A 15,434-nucleotide genomic window follows, 5' to 3' on the forward strand; every position below is an offset into this window, starting at 1 on the left:
CAAATCCGGGCAGAGCCTGCTGCACGCCTTCACCGGCATGAGCGGTTATGCACCGCCAGTGCAGGAAGCACGCCGGTGCCGGTGTTGGCATTGGCCCAGGCGCAAGCCCATTATTGGCAGCAGCAGATGGCCTTGTATATGGGCATGGTCGCGAGCGCTACCGGAAAAACCCCGGAGCCGACCGTCCAGCCCGAGCGCGGCGACCGGCGATTCAGCGCCGAGGCCTGGAACAACAATGCCTGGTACAGCCTTCTGAAACAGACATACCTGCTCAACTCGCGCCTGCTCAACGACATGGTCGAAGCGGCGGGCCTCGGTGAGAAGGAAAAGCACAAGCTGCGTTTCTACGCGCGCCAGTTCATCGACTCGATGAGCCCGGCCAACTTCGCCGCCACCAACCCCGATGCGATGAAAACCGCGCTAGAGACGCAGGGCGAGAGCGTGCGTGCCGGTTTCGCCAATCTGCTCGAAGACCTGAAGCGCGGCCGGATCTCGATCACCGATGAAACTGCTTTCGAGGTAGGCCGCAACGTGGCCGTGTCAAAAGGCTCGGTGGTGTTTGAGAACGAACTGTTCCAGCTGATCCAGTACGCACCGCACACCGACGAGGTCGCCGAGCGGCCGCTCGTGATCGTGCCGCCCTGCATCAACAAGTTCTACATCCTCGACCTCCAGTTGGAGAATTCGTTCGTGCGTTTCGCGTGCGAACAGGGGCAGACCGTGTTCCTCGTGTCATGGCGCAACCCTGACGCGCACCTGGGCCACATCACCTGGGACGACTACCTCGAAAAAGGCGCAATCAAGGCGATCGAGGTCGGTCGCGCGATCAGCGGTGCTGACAAGGTCAACACGGTCGGCTGGTGCGTGGGCGGCACGATCCTGTCGTCGGCGCTCGCGGTGTTGCGCGCGCGGGGCGACGATCCGGTGGAAAGTCTCACGCTCCTTACGACCATGCTCGATTTCAGCGATCCGGGCGATCTCGGTGTGTTCATCGACGAACAAGGCGTGTCGCAGCGCGAGCAGACCATCGGACGCGGCGGCATTTATTCGGGTGGCGAACTCGGCTTTGTCTTCCAGACCCTACGCGCCAACGATCTCATCTGGCCGTATGTCGTCAACAACTAGCTGAAGGGCGGTGCGCCGCAAGCGTTCGACCTGTTGTACTGGAACGCCGACGGCACTAACCTCCCGGGGCCGATGTACGCCTGCTATCTGCGCAACATGTACCTGGAAAATAACCTGTGCAAGGCAGGGCAGCTATCGATGTGCGGCACGCCGGGGGACCTCGGACGAATCGACATGCCGAGCTATATCTTCGGCACACAGGAAGATCACATCGTGCCGTGGCGGGGCGCGTATCGCTCGACGCAACTGGTGGGCGGCGAGACGCAATTCGTGCTTGGCGCGAGTGGACATATCGCGGGCGTCATCAATCCGGCATCGAAGACCAAGCGCAGCTTCTGGACCGACGGCACGCTCGGCGATGACCCTGAGGCATGGCTTGCGACGGCGAAGTCGCAGCCGGGAAGCTGGTGGACGCACTGGATGAACTGGCTGAAACCGCATGCGGGCAAACAGATCAAAGCGCCTGAGCGGGCGGGCAATCGGAAATACAAGCCGATCGAGCCCGCGCCGGGGCGCTACGTCGCGAGGCACCCGCCGGAAGTGTGATGGGCACGTGACCGGCAAAGGCCTTTAGGCCGAGCGCTGCTGCGCCTGAGCGTTCTCGATGGCGATCGACAGCGCCTCCAGAGTCAGGAGGCGTAATGCTGCGTCCGCGCGCGACGTCAAATGACGCCGTCAGTCTTTAACCGGGAAAGCTGCTCACTGGACAGCCCGAGCAACGTCTGGAGCACGTCGTCCGTGCCTTCCCCCAGTCGAGGCGGCGCGCTTCGTACCGGCAAGCGCGCGCCGTCGAAGCGCCAGGGCGGAACGAGGACTTGCGTGCTGCCAACCTCCGGATGCGGATGCGTCGTCACGAGTCCGGCATCCCTTGCGCGCTTCGAGGTCAGCGCTTCGTGGAGCCCGAGAACTTCACCGCATGGAATGCCGGCCTGCGTCAGACGATCGAGCAGACTACGGCGCTCTCTCCGTCCGATCTCGCGATCGATTTCAGGCACCAGCACCGCCCGATTCGCGGCGCGGCCGATATTGGTCTTGAAGCGATCGTCCTCAGCAAGATCGGGCCGTTCGATCACGTCGCGGCAAAAGCGCTCAAACTGGTTATTGTTGCCGACCGTGATGACGAGCGACCCGTCCGCGGCATCGAACACACCGTAAGGCACGATTGAAGGATGCGCGTTTCCGTAACGCGGCGTGTCCTCGCCCGAGATCAGCGCTTCCATCCCGCAATACGAGGTGATCATCAATCCGCAATCGAACAGCGCCATTTCAATGTGGTGTCCCCCGCCGGTTCGTTGACGCTCGAAGAGCGCCGCCAGAATGGCCTGGGCCGAGTACATCCCGGTGAACATGTCGACTGCGGCAATCCCGAACTTCAACGGGGGCTGTTTGGCCTCGCCGTTGAGCGCCATCAGCCCGGCCTCGCCCTGAACCACCAGATCGTAGCCGGGACGTGCGGCTTCCGGTCCCGTGCGGTCGTAGCCGGAAATTGAGCAGTAGATCAGATCCTCGTGGTTCTGCTTCAGTTGCTCGTATCCGAGACCCAGCTTCTCCATCCCGCCGAACTTGAAGTTCTGGATCACGACGTCGCTCTTCTGAGCCAGATCCCGGGCGATCTGCTGGCCTTCGGCGGTTTGCAGGTCGACGCTCACGGAGCGCTTGTTGCGGTTGACGCTATTGAAATAGGCCGTCTCGGTCGATCCGATGCGCAAGCCCCAATCGCGCGTGTCGTCGCCGCGTTTCGGGTGCTCGACCTTGATGACTTCGGCGCCGAGGTCGCCCAGCACCATGCCGCACCACGGGCCCGCCAGCACGCGGGAAAGATCGAGCACGCGCACGCCCGCGAGCGGCAGCGATGGATTCAGGTTTGACATAGCAAGTCCGTATTTGCAGGAGTTTCTGGCTCACCCGGCGTAAGCGATGTAGCTGGCCCATCAAGGTGGACCACCCAGAACATGGACATCAGAAAACGTTCAGCCGATGAGATTTGCCACGTCGGCAGCACGCTCAGCCGCGTCGCGCTTCCGCGATGTGACACCACCGGCCAATTAGGTACACCGTGAAGGGCAGAACTGCTGCGAGCGGAAGCAAGCGCAACGCGCCTTGAAGACCCACCGCGTCCGCTACTACACCGGTGAAAAAGGGACCAGCCGCGAGGCCTAATATATTGTTGAACAGCGTCAGCGTGGCAAATGCCGAGCCATGGATAGCTGGCGGTGTGGCCCCAGCAATAATCGCGCTACACGTGCCGAACGAACTGGCAAGGAAAAACACCGCGGGCGCAAGGAGCGCGAGTTGCAGATTGCCCGGTGGCAAGCGGAACGCGACCGCCAGCAGGATGCCTAGCACGAGGCAATAACCAATGGCCATGTTCCACCGCTTAAGCGACGAGTCCCTGCTGATCCGGTCTGTGATCACACCGCACAGGAGTTGGCCCATGCCGCTGACAAGGACAAGGCCGGCCGCCACGACGGCTGCCTTGCTGACAGGCATGTCCCAGTAGCGATTCAGATAGCTGGGCAGCCACACGAAAAGCGTGCCCTGAATGAAGATCTGCAGGGCGCTGCCGAGGTACGCACAAAAGACGGAACGGGACGGAAACAGACCGGACAAAAGCGCTCGGGGCGTCAGTTTCAGACGCTCGGACACCGGCGTTCCGCTCGCATTGTCCGCATGCGCATGCGCGAGCCTTTTTTCCGTCACGACGAAGAAGTAAATGATCACCAGCACCAAACCAAAGATCGCCATCAGACCCATTGACCAGCGCCAGCCAAAGTGAGTCGCAACGACGCCGGAAAGCGAAACGCCGAGCACGGACCCAAAGGCAGCGGCAGACGTAAAGCCGCCGGCAATGGTGGAGCGCAGACGCTTTGGAAAGATGCTCATGAGCATCGCGAGTCCGACACTTCCGTAAGCGGCCTCGCCGACACCAACGAAGATGCGCGCGATGAACATCTCGTTGTAGCTGCTGGCAATCGCGCACCCGAGCGTGGCAACGCTCCACAGCGCGGCCATCACTGCAATGCTTTTGACACGCCCCCAACGGTCCGCGATTATGGAAAACGGCAGGGTCAGCACGCCGACAGCCAGCGGCACCACGCCGCTGATCGAACCGAGCTTTGTATCGGTAAGCTGCCACTGCACTTTCAAGATCGGAAACAAGGCATTGAGCGCCTGCCGCGACATGTAGTCAGACAGCAAGAGGCAAAACATCAATGCAAATACCACCCACGCGTAGGCTCGGGCGCCACTGGTAACCGCCGCCGACTTGGCCGGCACTACGTTACTTGTATAAAGGTTCAATTCTGTCTCCTCCGATGATTCACTAAATTCATACTGAATCGTGCCGCTTGATGTCGTCTGGCCAGTGTGAAGCAAGACCCCTACGGCAAGACCGGCAGTGGTTTCTGCTGACCGTCAGCATCGCCGGACGCTTTCTTTGTGTCGCCGTGCGCGCTTTGGATTTCGACGCTTATTTCAGACGTCTTGATGAAAGTGTTACGCCAGAGCCTCCCCCGCGGCCGCAAAGCTCCAGACGATGGACACTGATTTCAGGATAGCACTGAGAATTATTTTTGGCGACATTAATTATTAGACGCACGCGAAGCATCACGTCTGAACGTGGAGACGAGTTGTTGCGAAGCGACGTAAACCGGAAGCGAAGCTGAGGTTCGCGATATTGAGGGCACGACGAAACGCAATCACGTGCGCGACATGCCGACCAATTTGGGGCCATTGTCAACGCCGGCCGTTTCGTTTGGTCCTGATGGACGTCTGGTATGTCACGTGTGAACTGAAGCGCTTCGTGGATTCGCTGAAGAAGAACGACAGATGCCCGTTACGCGCCGACCAGTTGGTCGACGACTCGGGCGCAAGATCCCCGCACCGGTGCGTAGCAAACAGCCGGAGGGGCTGGCATGCAGTGTCTGCTCCTGAGTGAGCGTACCCAACGTCGAGGAGAGGATGAATGAGCGGGAAGCGAAGTCGATTCCTACGACATGACATTCCACCGCATTCCAACTATGGAGGGAACGTCCCAATCAATTCATGCGACATCGCGGCCACGATAGACGGGCCGCCGCCAGTGGAAAACACGACGCGACGTTCCAAACGATGGAACGCCGAGTAATCAGGATTCAACCGTCCTAAGCACGCGGGGAGCGACTCGCTTTTTAGAGGCGGCCGGTACTTCGGGCTGCGCCGCCTTTGGGGCATGGACACGCCGACTGTCCGCCGGTTTTGCAGCGATTGCGCGAATGCCAGCATCTCTCGCGTCGTCCAGGCGCGAGGCCGCAAGCGAAAGCAGTAGTTCGTTGTCCCGCTTGATCGCGGCCTTCTGCAGCGCGTGCCAAACTTTTAGAGAAGCGCGAACCGATTGAGGCTTAGCCACAAATCCCAGACGGACATAGCGCAGGGTTCGCAATGAGATGGAGTGCAGGACATCGACCAGAAGCCGGTTGCGGCACAGATCGACCGTGTTGAAATTCAGAAGGAAGCTTTCCACGGCATAGGCGTCCACCGACTCCTCGGCCGCCTTGGTTAGCTTGGGCATATGCGCGGTCAGTAACGCCTCGAACTCGGCTGGGCTTTCGCGCGCCACCTGCTCCAACATCGTGACGTAAAGCACGCTGCGCACGCGGAAAATGTCCCGAAGCTCATTCTCGTCGGGCGCCGTAACGATCGCCCCACGCCTGGCCTGAAACTCAACCAGGCGGTCCCGCTCCAGTATCCGCATCGCTTCGCGCACTGGAGCGCGGCTGACGTGCAGCACCTCGCTGATATCTTTCTCCAGCAAGCGTTGCCCCGACTTCACCAGGTCAAGCGTAATAACTCCAGCCAGCCGGGCAGCAATCTGCTCGGCAATCGGCACCGAGGCATACGCCCAGTCCTGCCCGCGCAGCACCGCCCGCTCGACTGCCAGCATCAGTGAATTCTTGGGCGTAAGGAGCGCGGAAAGATCGGGAAGGTTTTGCGTTTTATTTCGGGCCATGGCGGATAGTGGAATCAATTTTCGTCGAATTTAATCCTTTGATCATTATAGTCTCCGGCATTGTAATGTCGACAAAAACTCCCTGGCCGCCCGCTGGAGCCCGAACCACTCAAACCTCGCCAGGACAAGCAAACTGTCAGTATGGTTTATCGCCTTCGATTCCTGCTCGCTCCATCTTGCGCGGAGCAGGCCAATAATCCATTACCGCGTAGTGCTGCGTGGGCCGGTTGTCCCAGACTGCAATACTGTTCGGCTTCCACCGGAAACGAACCTGATACTCAGGGATCGATGCCTGGCTCTGCAGGTAACTGAGCAGAAGGCTCGCACCCGGCGTCTTGTCCAATCCGTAACGCACATTTTCAACCGTATGGTAGTTGACGAAATGCGTCGTGAAGCTGCTGACATATAGAATCTTTTCGCCAGTCTCTGGGTGCGTCCGCACGACAGGGTGCTCCACCTCCGGGTTCTGCACCGCCAGTTTTCTTCGCTCCTCCGGATCCATTGCCGCACCGAACGAGTGCTCAATGCTGCTTTTTGCTCTCAATCCCTCGATGCGCTTCTTGATGTCTTCTGGTAGTTGCTTATAGGCCTCTACCATGTTGACCCAGATGGTGTCACCCCCAACCTCTGGGCACTCGACACAGCGCAGCACGGCGCCCATAGATGGGTTCGGCCGCCAAAGCCCATCGCTATGATAATTGTTCTCGTAAGGATTTTTTGCTTCCGATCGATAGATCTGCACGAGGCCCGGGTGTTCCGGATCGCTTCCCGCAACGGGATGATCTTCCAATTTCCCGAAACGGCGCGCAAAGGAAACATGCTCTTCCCGAGAGATGTCCTGATCTCGAAAAAAGAGCACTCGGTGCTTAAGCAACAGCGCCTTGATCTCCGCGAACAGCGATGCATCTCGAGACGCATCCCCCAAGCTCACACCGGACACCTCGGCACCAATGCAAGCGGTCAGTCTCTCTACTTTAATCATGATCGATATCTCCTTGTATCTGGCAGGCATTTCACCAACTCACCCACCGTCACCGCGTGGCGACGCAGCTTTACGAAACCGTGAAATATTGTTGCCCTGCATCTGTACAAATAAGATAGCAGATCACCATATTTATGTCGACATTAATTTTACTACCTCTGGTTTGGAATGGCCGCAAAACACGATGGCAGGTATGAGTAGCCGTGCGCGGCGCCCGCCGCAGGCCGGGTTGATCGCGAGTTATTGACGCAGCCGCTCGCGCTGTCGGTAGTGCGTGAGCACTCATTTGATCGCACAACCGGAGCTTGAATAGTCGGATGAATCATCGCGACGCTGTCCGCTGAAGCAGTCATGGCGCGCGCCTCGCGAGCTCGCTGATCGACCGAAGCAGTTCCAGCGCCTGCGCTGCGGCGCGAGGACCGTCTGACAAGTCTCCCCGAACATAAAGAGGACGAAGCTCCTCGATTTCGGTCAGCGCACCAAGCAGTTCGCCTTCCGCAAGGGAATACTTGCGCAGCATGTTAACGACCAGCATCGAGTTGTGGACGATGTCCTCACAGTCTGAAGTGACGCCGCGGCGATGCAGCGCGTAGTTCGCCCAGTGTGTGCCGGCCAACATCGCGGCCTCAATTTTCATTTCCCAGTCGTCTTCGCCGAGAAACCTCAGCGATGTCTCGATGTTCTCGGCTTTGGCCCGATGATTCTCGGTTTTCATACTTGGTACCCTTCAACACCCGTTCGAATGCGTACATGACTTGAGTAAACGCTTGCTCACATTCGTCGACGATGGCATGGTTTGGAGCGCGATCTCCGCGAATGCATGGATCCCGGTGATGCTCGATGGTATGCAACGCGTATTCGAGTTGCCGTATAGCCTGAGGTACTTCTCCCTCGATTTCCGGCCAACCGACATGGCTCACATCGCCGAGCCCACGCAACTCGCGCGCGTAGCTGCCATCTGGTTGCTTCACAACGTGTACGCCGGGAATGGTCGAGAACACGGGATCGTCACGCGTCAGACCAGTGAGATGAAGTGCCGCGTTGAACACATTGATACTCGCGGTCAGCGTGCTCCAGAACCACAATTCGAAGTCGGCTAACGGGTCGAGGTGCTGTCGAAGCACCGCCAGGCGTCGCACCTTGTCGAGGTGAGAGATGACCTTCATGACAGGATCCTCGTTACGTGAACGGCCGGCCTGTGCACCGCACTACTGGCCGAACGGCCGTTGCACCGTGAGCTTGCTGGTCACCGACGTCACACCCGCGACGCCCTTCGCGACCTCGGCAACGGTGTTGATCTGCGACGCGTCCGGGACCGTGCCGGTGATCAGCACCGCGCCGCCTTTCGCGGTGATACTGATGTCGCCCGCGTCGATCTCCTTGTGCTTCGCGAGCGCCGCGTACACCTTGCGTCGCAGCGCGCGATTCGCTTGCCGCGCGGCTTTGGCCGTCACGCCGCCCGCGGTGACCGCCGCGCTGGCCGTGCCAGCCGATGCCTCCGCCGACGCGCCGTCCTGCGCCCACGCACCGATCGACACCGCCGCAACCGCAACGCCGAGCGCCACCCTGAGTTCATTCATCGTTTTCATCGTTGTTCTCCGTTTCGATTTCAATTCATCAGAAGCTGTGACGCAGGCCGATCATCGCGGCCGTGGTCGACACGCCCGGCGCGACGATCTGGCCGTACATGATCGTCTGGTTCATCGTCCCGCGGTTCGCGACGTACCCGACCTGCGCAGAGACGATTGTGCGCTTCGACAGGCTGTATTCCGCGCCCACCGCATATTCACTCGAATGGTTCGCCGAGTTGTTGCGGTCCTTAAGGTAGTAGAAGCCGGACGTGATTTTGAAGAATGGGGTGAACTGATAGCCGAGGCCGCCCGAAATCATTTCGTAGTCCGCGAGGCTCGTCTTCGACGGATTCTTGCCGATCCCGTACGACGCCGACACCGATACGCCGCGGAAGGTGTACTTCGCGCCGAAATAGTAGAAGCGGTTGTTGTCGAGCCCGGTCGGCGCGGCGGCCGCGAGGTTCGTGTCGTGGGCGTTGTAGTAGACGGCGGACAGATTGAGGCCGTAGTTCGAATACCTGAGCACCGCCGATTCACGCGTGCCGCCCTGAATCTGGCCCGGCACGCCGCCCGGCGCGTACTCGAGCGCGACCGACGCGCCGTAGAACTTCGGCGTCTGGTAGACGAGCGCGTTGCTGTCGTACAGCGCGCCGATCGGCACGTTCGTGTTCGTCCCGGGCCAGCCGGCGGCCTGGTTCAGCCCGAGCCATGCGCCCAGGATGCTGCCGAAGTACTGCGCCGCGCGGACGTCGGTATCGGCCATCGCGTAGATCATCGGCGTGTACTGTCGCCCGGCGTCAAACGTGCCGAACGGTCCGGAAAGGCCGACCGTCGACTGCTGGTTGAATACCGCGGTACCGCCCGTCGTGTCGGCCAACCCAAGCTTGCCGTTGCTGCTGTTGAACACGCCCTGCAGCCTGAAGTTGACCTTGTAGCCACCGCCGATGTCCTCGGCCCCCTTCATGCCCCAGAAACTCCCATAGAGGCTGCCGTCCTTGATGCCGTACACGTGCCCGTTGTTACGCGCGGTCGGCGCGAACGACGCCGCCGCCGTGCTCTGATAGAAAACGCCCGAATCGATTGCGCCGTACAACGTAACCGACGACTGCGCATGCGACGCGCTAGCGAATACCGCCAGTACCGCAACTCCGCTCCACTTCAGTTTCATTGACGTTTCCTCTGCTTTTTATGATGACCGAGCGAGCCCGGCCGGATACCTGCCTGTTACCGAATGGCGCGGCGACGTCGCCGCCCCACTTCCGTCGCAACCGGCGCATGCGCAGGTCCTTGTAGCGAAAGATCCTCCCGCTAGTTTGGACGGGGTGCGTGACTTGACGATCACCCGACGATTCCGGGGCCTTCCTGCAACGGCCCTGTTTGCCGACGGAACACTGACAATACCGATCATCCTCTAAAATTGTTGATGTCGACATTAATACTTATACCGAGTCGACCTGGCAGGCAGAACGGTATATGGCTTCGCGACAAGCGACCGCGCTCGGAACCCCAGATTCGTGCCGACGGAGTCAACAGCCGTCTGCCACACCCAGCGACAGACTCCGCCTCCTAATTTTTGTCGACATTATTTGTTTGCGGAGATACACTGCGGATCACAGTGGCCTAGCACTGCTGCGGCCGATGTGAAGTCAATGAACGGAGGGATTTCAATGCTGTCGACGCTTCCGATTGCGAAGATATTGGTGAACAAAACTCATGCCACTCGACGGATTGCGGCGCGGATTGCGTCGGAGTTTGTCCCGAGGGGGAATCTCACTCCAATGACTCATGACGCGCTTTGCTATGTGTGTATGACCGGCATTGTGATGCCGCCCCACCATGACATCACGCCGCGGGATCGTGGTCATGACAACCGGAGCCTCGAATTGAACGACGACTCTATCGCTATGCCTGAACTACACAATTCCGGCGGAAAACGATAAACAGCAGCCACGATCGCGCGGCAAGCCTGGGGTTCATCAGGACCCCGATGAAAGACAGGCGCCGACAATGAACCCAATTGGCCTGCATATTGTGCACTTGATCCCGTTTTGTCCTGCCGTCGGCGATCGTGGATGCGGTAGTCGATGATCCGGCGCGCCTGCGTCAGCGGATTACTGTCATGAAAAGTCAAGCGCAAGGCATGCAATGTAAAGCAGGAAGTGGAGTCAGGCCAGATGATTCACTGGTCGCCTCAGACACTCAGACAACAACCGCTTAAAGAAGATGGGGATCTAAAGCTTTCTCATCCGGTTCGACATTCTCAATATTCACATTTCCACTTGGAGATCCATCATGAACTTCCTTGACGGCCACCTGTATCCTGAGAACCAGCAGCCCCTGATCATCACAGCCGCTCCCTATGCGCCGGGCTGGATTCCCTCAGACTTCCCGGAAGATATCCCCGTCACAATGGAGGAGCAGATCCAGAAGGCGGTGGATTGCTACGAAGCCGGCGCCACCGTGCTGCATCTGCATGTGCGCGAAGCCGATGGCAAGGGCAGCAAGCGCCTGTCCATGTTCAATGAGCTAATCGCCGGGGTGCGCGCTCGCGTACCCGAGATGGTCATTCAGGTGGGCGGCTCCATCAGCTTCGCGCCTGAATCCGAGGGCCAGGCCGCCCAATGGCTAAGCGATGACACGCGGCATATGCTGGCCGAACTCGATCCGAAGCCCGACCAGGTGACTGTCACCGTCAACACTACGCAGATGAATGTGACAGAGCATGCCGGTATAGACGACTTCAAGGGAGTTTCACGGGGATTCCCGCACCTCTATGCGACCTACAAGGACATGATCGTGCCCTCGAATCCCAGCTGGGCCGAAGAGCACATTCGACGCCTGACAGCCGCTGGAATCCAAAGTGAGTTTCAGTGCTACAACATCAACAGCTTTGAAACGATTGAGCGGATGATTCGCCGTGGCATCTACAAGGGGCCACTGGTGATGAACTGGGTAGCTATCAGCGGCGGCATGGATCAAGCGAATATCTACAACCTGGCTAACTTCCTGCGCGCCGCGCCCGACGGCGCGGTGGTCACGGTGGAGAGTTCGGTGCTAAATGTGCTGCCGGTCAACATGATCGGCATTGCCTTGGGCTTGCATGTGCGGTGCGGCATCGAGGATGTGCTCTGGAATCAGACCCGCACGGGCAAGATGAGCTCCGTCGAGCAGATTAAGCAATTGGTGCGTATCGCAGGCGAATTTGGCCGCCCCATAGCGACAGCGAAGCAGGCACGGGAGATCATGAAGATTGGGGTCTTCTACGACACGGCGGACGAGACGCTTCAGGCCAATGGCTTCGCGCCCAATCGTAACGGTGGCAACCAGGGATTCCTGCGCAAGCCGACCTGAAGCCTATGTGGCGAATTGACATATCAAGGGTGAAGTAAGCGCTAGCGAGCCGCAGGCAAACTGCGGCAGTCAACGTATATCAGGAGACAACATGGCGAAAGTCGTTAAATTCTACGAAACCGGCGGTCCCGAGGTTCTTTGTTTTGAGGACGTTGACGTTGGAGAGCCGGGACCGGGAGAGGTGCGCGTCCGGCACGTGGCAGTTGGTCTTAACTTTGCGGACACCTACTTCCGCGGAGGTACCTACGCGGTTCCGCTCCCCAGCGGCCTCGGCAACGAGGCAGCCGGTGTGGTCGAGGCCATCGGTGCCGGCGTGACCCATCTGGCGGTCGGCGACCGTGTGACCTACACGGGCTTCATCAACACGCTGGGCGCCTACAGCACTGAGCGGCTGATTTCTGCCGCGCTGCTGATCAAGCTGCCGGAGGCGATCAGTTGCGAGGTTGCGGCGGCCATGACCATGCGGGGCTTGTCCGCCGCCTACCTGGTGCGCCGAATCTACCCTTTCAAGGCGGGGGACGCCGTGCTGCTTCATGCCGCAGCAGGCGGTGTTGGCTTGATCGTTTCGCAGTGGGCCAAATTGCTCGGGCTGACGGTGATCGGCACGGTTTCGACTGACGTTAAAGCCGAGGTGGCGCGCGCTCACGGCTGTGATCACACGATCAACTACAGTCATGAGGATGTGGCCAAGCGCGTGCGGGAACTCACCAACGGAGTGGGCGTGTCCGTAGTCTTCGACAGCGTGGGCAAGGATACCTTCATGTCCTCGCTAGACTCCCTCAAGCGCCGCGGCCTAATGGTCTGCGTCGGCACCGCTTCCGGCAAAATCCCGCCGTTCGATCCACAAATTCTGGCCCGCAAGGGCTCGCTGTACCTGACCCGCCCGGGTCTTGCCGACTACATTGCCGATCCGGTCGAAAAGGCAGAACTGGTCGATGAGCTATTCGGCCATGTGGCGGCAGGCCGCATCCGCATCGAGATTAATCAGCGGTACGCCTTGCAGGACGCGGTGCAGGCACATCAGGACCTGGAGGCTCGAAAAACTACAGGCTCCTCCATTTTCGTGATTTGAGTGTGCCAGGCTGTTTGTCCTGCGAAACGTAGCGCAGTGATTCGGCACGTCGAGTCAAGTCGTTCGGGACTCGCTGCCGATAGCACTCTTCGTAGTACGCAGCGCCGGGATCTACATATTCCATGCCGTAGCGCAGTGTGTCGTAGAAGATCACCGCCTCGACGGAGTGCGCGACCAGCCCATACCCAATTGATATTTTTCACGGACCCTGGCCAATGACGTCTTCTTCGCCACCAACCATATTGATCGTTCCCGGCCTACGGGACCACGTCGAGGATCACTGGCAGACGATACTCGCAAGCAAGCTGCCCAATGTGCGCGCGGTACCGCCGCTGGAGCACGACAAGCTCAGTTGCGCAGCCCGAATCGAGGCGCTCGACAAGGCACTCGCCAGCATCACCGGCCCCGTGGTGCTCGTGTCGCACAGTGCCGGGGTGATGATCACTGCGCACTGGGCGCAACATCATCAGCGCGAAATCAAGGGCGCGCTGCTCGCGGCGCCGCCGGATTTCGAATCGCCGCTGCCGGACGGCTATCCGACGATGGATGTCTTGCGTCAGCACGGTTGGTTGCCTACGCCGCGAACCAGGCTACCGTTTCCGAGCATCGTGGCGGCCAGTACGAATGACCCGCTCGCGCGAATCGAACAGGTCACACAACTGGCGAACGCTTGGGGCAGCCGTTTAGTTGACGTCGGCGCTGTCGGCCATCTCAACCCTGCCTCGGGGTTCGGGGAGTGGCCACGTGCTGTGGAATTCGTGAGCGAACTCAGTTGAGGAGCTAACGTAGCCAGTCAAAACATTTCCTCCATGGCTTGTGAGAAAGAGCGGACGACGTGCACCATTAGTGCCTCTGAACCTCTGCAGACAGTGAGAGAGCGTGAAACGCTGGCCGTGATAAAGCGATTTCGTCTGCTTCATCGCTTCATTCTACCGCCCCATCTCCAGCAACTTGACAGTGCCCTTCGAACGCTTCGGTACGGCCCGCGCCGACGAGGCCTGCAAAACCCATCACTTCGCCGGCGCGCATCTCGAAGCTCAGATCTTCCACCCAGTCCGGTACCGCGAGGCCTTCTACCTTCAATGCGATCGGCGCGTCGGCAGGCACGGTGATCTTGTCGGCGAACATATCGGACACGTCGCGACCGACCATCAAATTCGCCATCTGCTGCCGCGCGAGCCCCGCGGTTTCGCTGCGTGCGACCTGCATCTGGTGCTGGAGCCCGCTCCAGATGGCAAGCCTGTCCGGTTGAGCGTCACGATCGACGGTCTGCCGCCGGGCGCATCGCATGGCGCCGACATCGCAGCCGACGGCAGCGGGACCGTGAAAAGCGTGCGTCTATATCAGTTGGTGCGTCAGACGGGGCCGATACGGGATCGGACATTCGCCGTCGAATTTCTCGATCCAGGCGTGAGCGCCTATGCATTCACGTTTGGCTAGATCGCCATTTTTATCCGTAACCCGTCCGCCTGCCGACCTGGCGCAGCATTGAACCTGCGTTGCCTGCAATCGGGTCCGCGTGGCCGACGCAATCGCGGATTAACCTCGCGGTCAATCTTCCGACGATTTGTATTTCATCGTATTCGGAATGCGGATGGGACCTGGCAGTATCCGGTCGCCGTCTCTATTGTTGTCGTTTTGAAAACTGTGAATTCACCGTGGTTGCGTTGATGCCCAGCGCATAGTGCTTAGAATCGACTCTGTGGACAAGCCGCTCACGCGCAGCAGAGTGCTAACAGAATCGCATGATTCAACGATGTGGAGCATCAGATGGACATCCTCGACCTGGCTCGGAAATCGGGCATGACGGTGGTTCTTGACGCGAAGATTGGACGTCAGGAGTACCGCACAGTGCACGGCTCAGTCGCAGCGCTTGAGCGCTTGGCCGAGCTTCTCGCCGCGTCGATGCACGACGAGCTGGTGGAGCAGGATTGATACGCGTTGACAACAATCTCAAACAGGAACCGCAATGAACTACGACTCATCGAAATCCAGAAACATCGGCCCCGCTGAGCGCACGAACGACAAGTACGACGGAGGTTCACCCTCCGACGAGGTCGCACAGGCGGTCGGCAAGAAACGTGAGACAGCAAGGAACTGGGCGTGGGCGCGCAGCAACGAATCGTACGACTGGATGGACTCGCATAGTCTCTTCAACACCCGGGACCCGATTCATTGAACGATTTACAAGGGGCGACGGTTTTGCGCGATCGCAGCGTTGAACTGTATCGATCTTTGAAGTTGGCTTAACCCATCTCGGGCAGCAGACTGTCCGCGTTAGTCTCGATCCACAACGCGGCGGTCTCCCACTCAGAACGCTGACGTTCAAATTCCTCCCTTCAGAAA

General features: G+C 59.5%; 15 protein-coding genes and 2 pseudogenes. 8 read left to right on the forward strand and 9 right to left on the reverse strand.

What is annotated here, in order from left to right:
• Positions 1–84 precede the first annotated feature (84 nt).
• Positions 85–1,125, forward strand: coding sequence for an alpha/beta fold hydrolase (locus tag HF916_RS51970; protein WP_431311362.1), 1,041 nt, complete (start codon positions 85–87; stop codon positions 1,123–1,125).
• Positions 1,126–1,158: 33 nt separating this feature from the next.
• Complete coding sequence (locus tag HF916_RS51975; RefSeq protein WP_431311363.1) at positions 1,159–1,671, forward strand: hypothetical protein; 513 nt, start codon at positions 1,159–1,161, stop codon at positions 1,669–1,671.
• 116 nt (positions 1,672–1,787) lie between these two features.
• Here the strand turns inward: HF916_RS51975 and HF916_RS07310 are convergent, their stop codons facing one another.
• From HF916_RS07310 to HF916_RS07345, 8 genes are all read right to left on the reverse strand, one after another.
• The gene (locus tag HF916_RS07310; protein WP_168788323.1) at positions 1,788–2,996 is read right to left on the reverse strand and encodes a CaiB/BaiF CoA transferase family protein; all 1,209 of its coding nucleotides are present in this window, start codon (positions 2,994–2,996) and stop codon (positions 1,788–1,790) included.
• A gap of 133 nt (positions 2,997–3,129) precedes the next feature.
• Positions 3,130–4,308 carry an MFS transporter gene (locus HF916_RS07315; RefSeq protein ID WP_431311393.1) on the reverse strand — a complete coding sequence of 393 codons (1,179 nt, stop codon included), beginning with the start codon at positions 4,306–4,308 and terminating at the stop codon, positions 3,130–3,132.
• Between the two features lie 943 nt (positions 4,309–5,251).
• Positions 5,252–6,112, reverse strand: coding sequence for a GntR family transcriptional regulator (locus HF916_RS07320; RefSeq protein ID WP_168788324.1), 861 nt, complete (start codon positions 6,110–6,112; stop codon positions 5,252–5,254).
• A gap of 136 nt (positions 6,113–6,248) precedes the next feature.
• A complete protein-coding gene (locus HF916_RS07325) occupies positions 6,249–7,094 on the reverse strand; it encodes a TauD/TfdA dioxygenase family protein (RefSeq protein ID WP_431311364.1) in 846 nt (281 codons plus the stop codon).
• Positions 7,095–7,443: 349 nt separating this feature from the next.
• Positions 7,444–7,731 carry a hypothetical protein gene (locus HF916_RS07330; protein WP_240975171.1) on the reverse strand — a complete coding sequence of 96 codons (288 nt, stop codon included), beginning with the start codon at positions 7,729–7,731 and terminating at the stop codon, positions 7,444–7,446.
• Positions 7,721–8,260, reverse strand: a complete 540-nt coding sequence (locus HF916_RS07335; RefSeq protein ID WP_206001824.1) for a hypothetical protein — start codon at positions 8,258–8,260, stop codon at positions 7,721–7,723. Before HF916_RS07335 ends, HF916_RS07330 begins: the two co-directional genes overlap by 11 nt.
• 42 nt (positions 8,261–8,302) lie before the next feature.
• The gene (locus tag HF916_RS07340) at positions 8,303–8,683 is read right to left on the reverse strand and encodes a BON domain-containing protein (protein ID WP_168788326.1); all 381 of its coding nucleotides are present in this window, start codon (positions 8,681–8,683) and stop codon (positions 8,303–8,305) included.
• A gap of 28 nt (positions 8,684–8,711) precedes the next feature.
• Complete coding sequence (locus HF916_RS07345) at positions 8,712–9,833, reverse strand: porin (protein WP_168788327.1); 1,122 nt, start codon at positions 9,831–9,833, stop codon at positions 8,712–8,714.
• Between the two features lie 1,124 nt (positions 9,834–10,957).
• On the opposite strand from HF916_RS07345, the gene HF916_RS07350 reads away from it, so the two are divergent.
• The 3 genes from HF916_RS07350 to HF916_RS07360 all read left to right on the forward strand — a co-directional run bounded on the left by HF916_RS07350 (position 10,958) and on the right by HF916_RS07360 (position 13,864).
• Positions 10,958–12,016, forward strand: a complete 1,059-nt coding sequence (locus tag HF916_RS07350; RefSeq protein WP_168788328.1) for a 3-keto-5-aminohexanoate cleavage protein — start codon at positions 10,958–10,960, stop codon at positions 12,014–12,016.
• 91 nt (positions 12,017–12,107) lie between these two features.
• Complete coding sequence (locus HF916_RS07355; protein ID WP_168788329.1) at positions 12,108–13,088, forward strand: quinone oxidoreductase family protein; 981 nt, start codon at positions 12,108–12,110, stop codon at positions 13,086–13,088.
• A gap of 215 nt (positions 13,089–13,303) precedes the next feature.
• Positions 13,304–13,864 carry an RBBP9/YdeN family alpha/beta hydrolase gene (locus HF916_RS07360; RefSeq protein WP_168788330.1) on the forward strand — a complete coding sequence of 187 codons (561 nt, stop codon included), beginning with the start codon at positions 13,304–13,306 and terminating at the stop codon, positions 13,862–13,864.
• A 187-nt stretch (positions 13,865–14,051) separates the two neighbouring features.
• Here HF916_RS07360 and HF916_RS50660 read toward each other — a convergent pair.
• Positions 14,052–14,291 (reverse strand): annotated as a pseudogene (locus HF916_RS50660) (sugar ABC transporter ATP-binding protein); the annotation flags it as partial.
• On the opposite strand from HF916_RS50660, the pseudogene HF916_RS50665 reads away from it, so the two are divergent.
• From HF916_RS50665 to HF916_RS07375, 3 genes and pseudogenes are all read left to right on the forward strand, one after another.
• A pseudogene (locus HF916_RS50665) lies at positions 14,277–14,528 on the forward strand (cytochrome c biogenesis protein DipZ); the annotation flags it as partial. The pseudogenes HF916_RS50660 and HF916_RS50665 sit on opposite strands and share 15 nt — an antisense overlap.
• Positions 14,529–14,858: 330 nt before the next feature.
• The gene (locus HF916_RS07370) at positions 14,859–15,023 is read left to right on the forward strand and encodes a hypothetical protein (RefSeq protein WP_168788331.1); all 165 of its coding nucleotides are present in this window, start codon (positions 14,859–14,861) and stop codon (positions 15,021–15,023) included.
• A 34-nt stretch (positions 15,024–15,057) separates the two neighbouring features.
• Entirely contained in the window at positions 15,058–15,267 is a 210-nt protein-coding gene (locus tag HF916_RS07375; RefSeq protein WP_168788332.1) for a hypothetical protein, read from the forward strand.
• Positions 15,268–15,434: the final 167 nt, after the last annotated feature.

The sequence above is a fragment of the Paraburkholderia aromaticivorans genome, assembly GCF_012689525.1.
GTDB lineage: Bacteria > Pseudomonadota > Gammaproteobacteria > Burkholderiales > Burkholderiaceae > Paraburkholderia > Paraburkholderia aromaticivorans_A.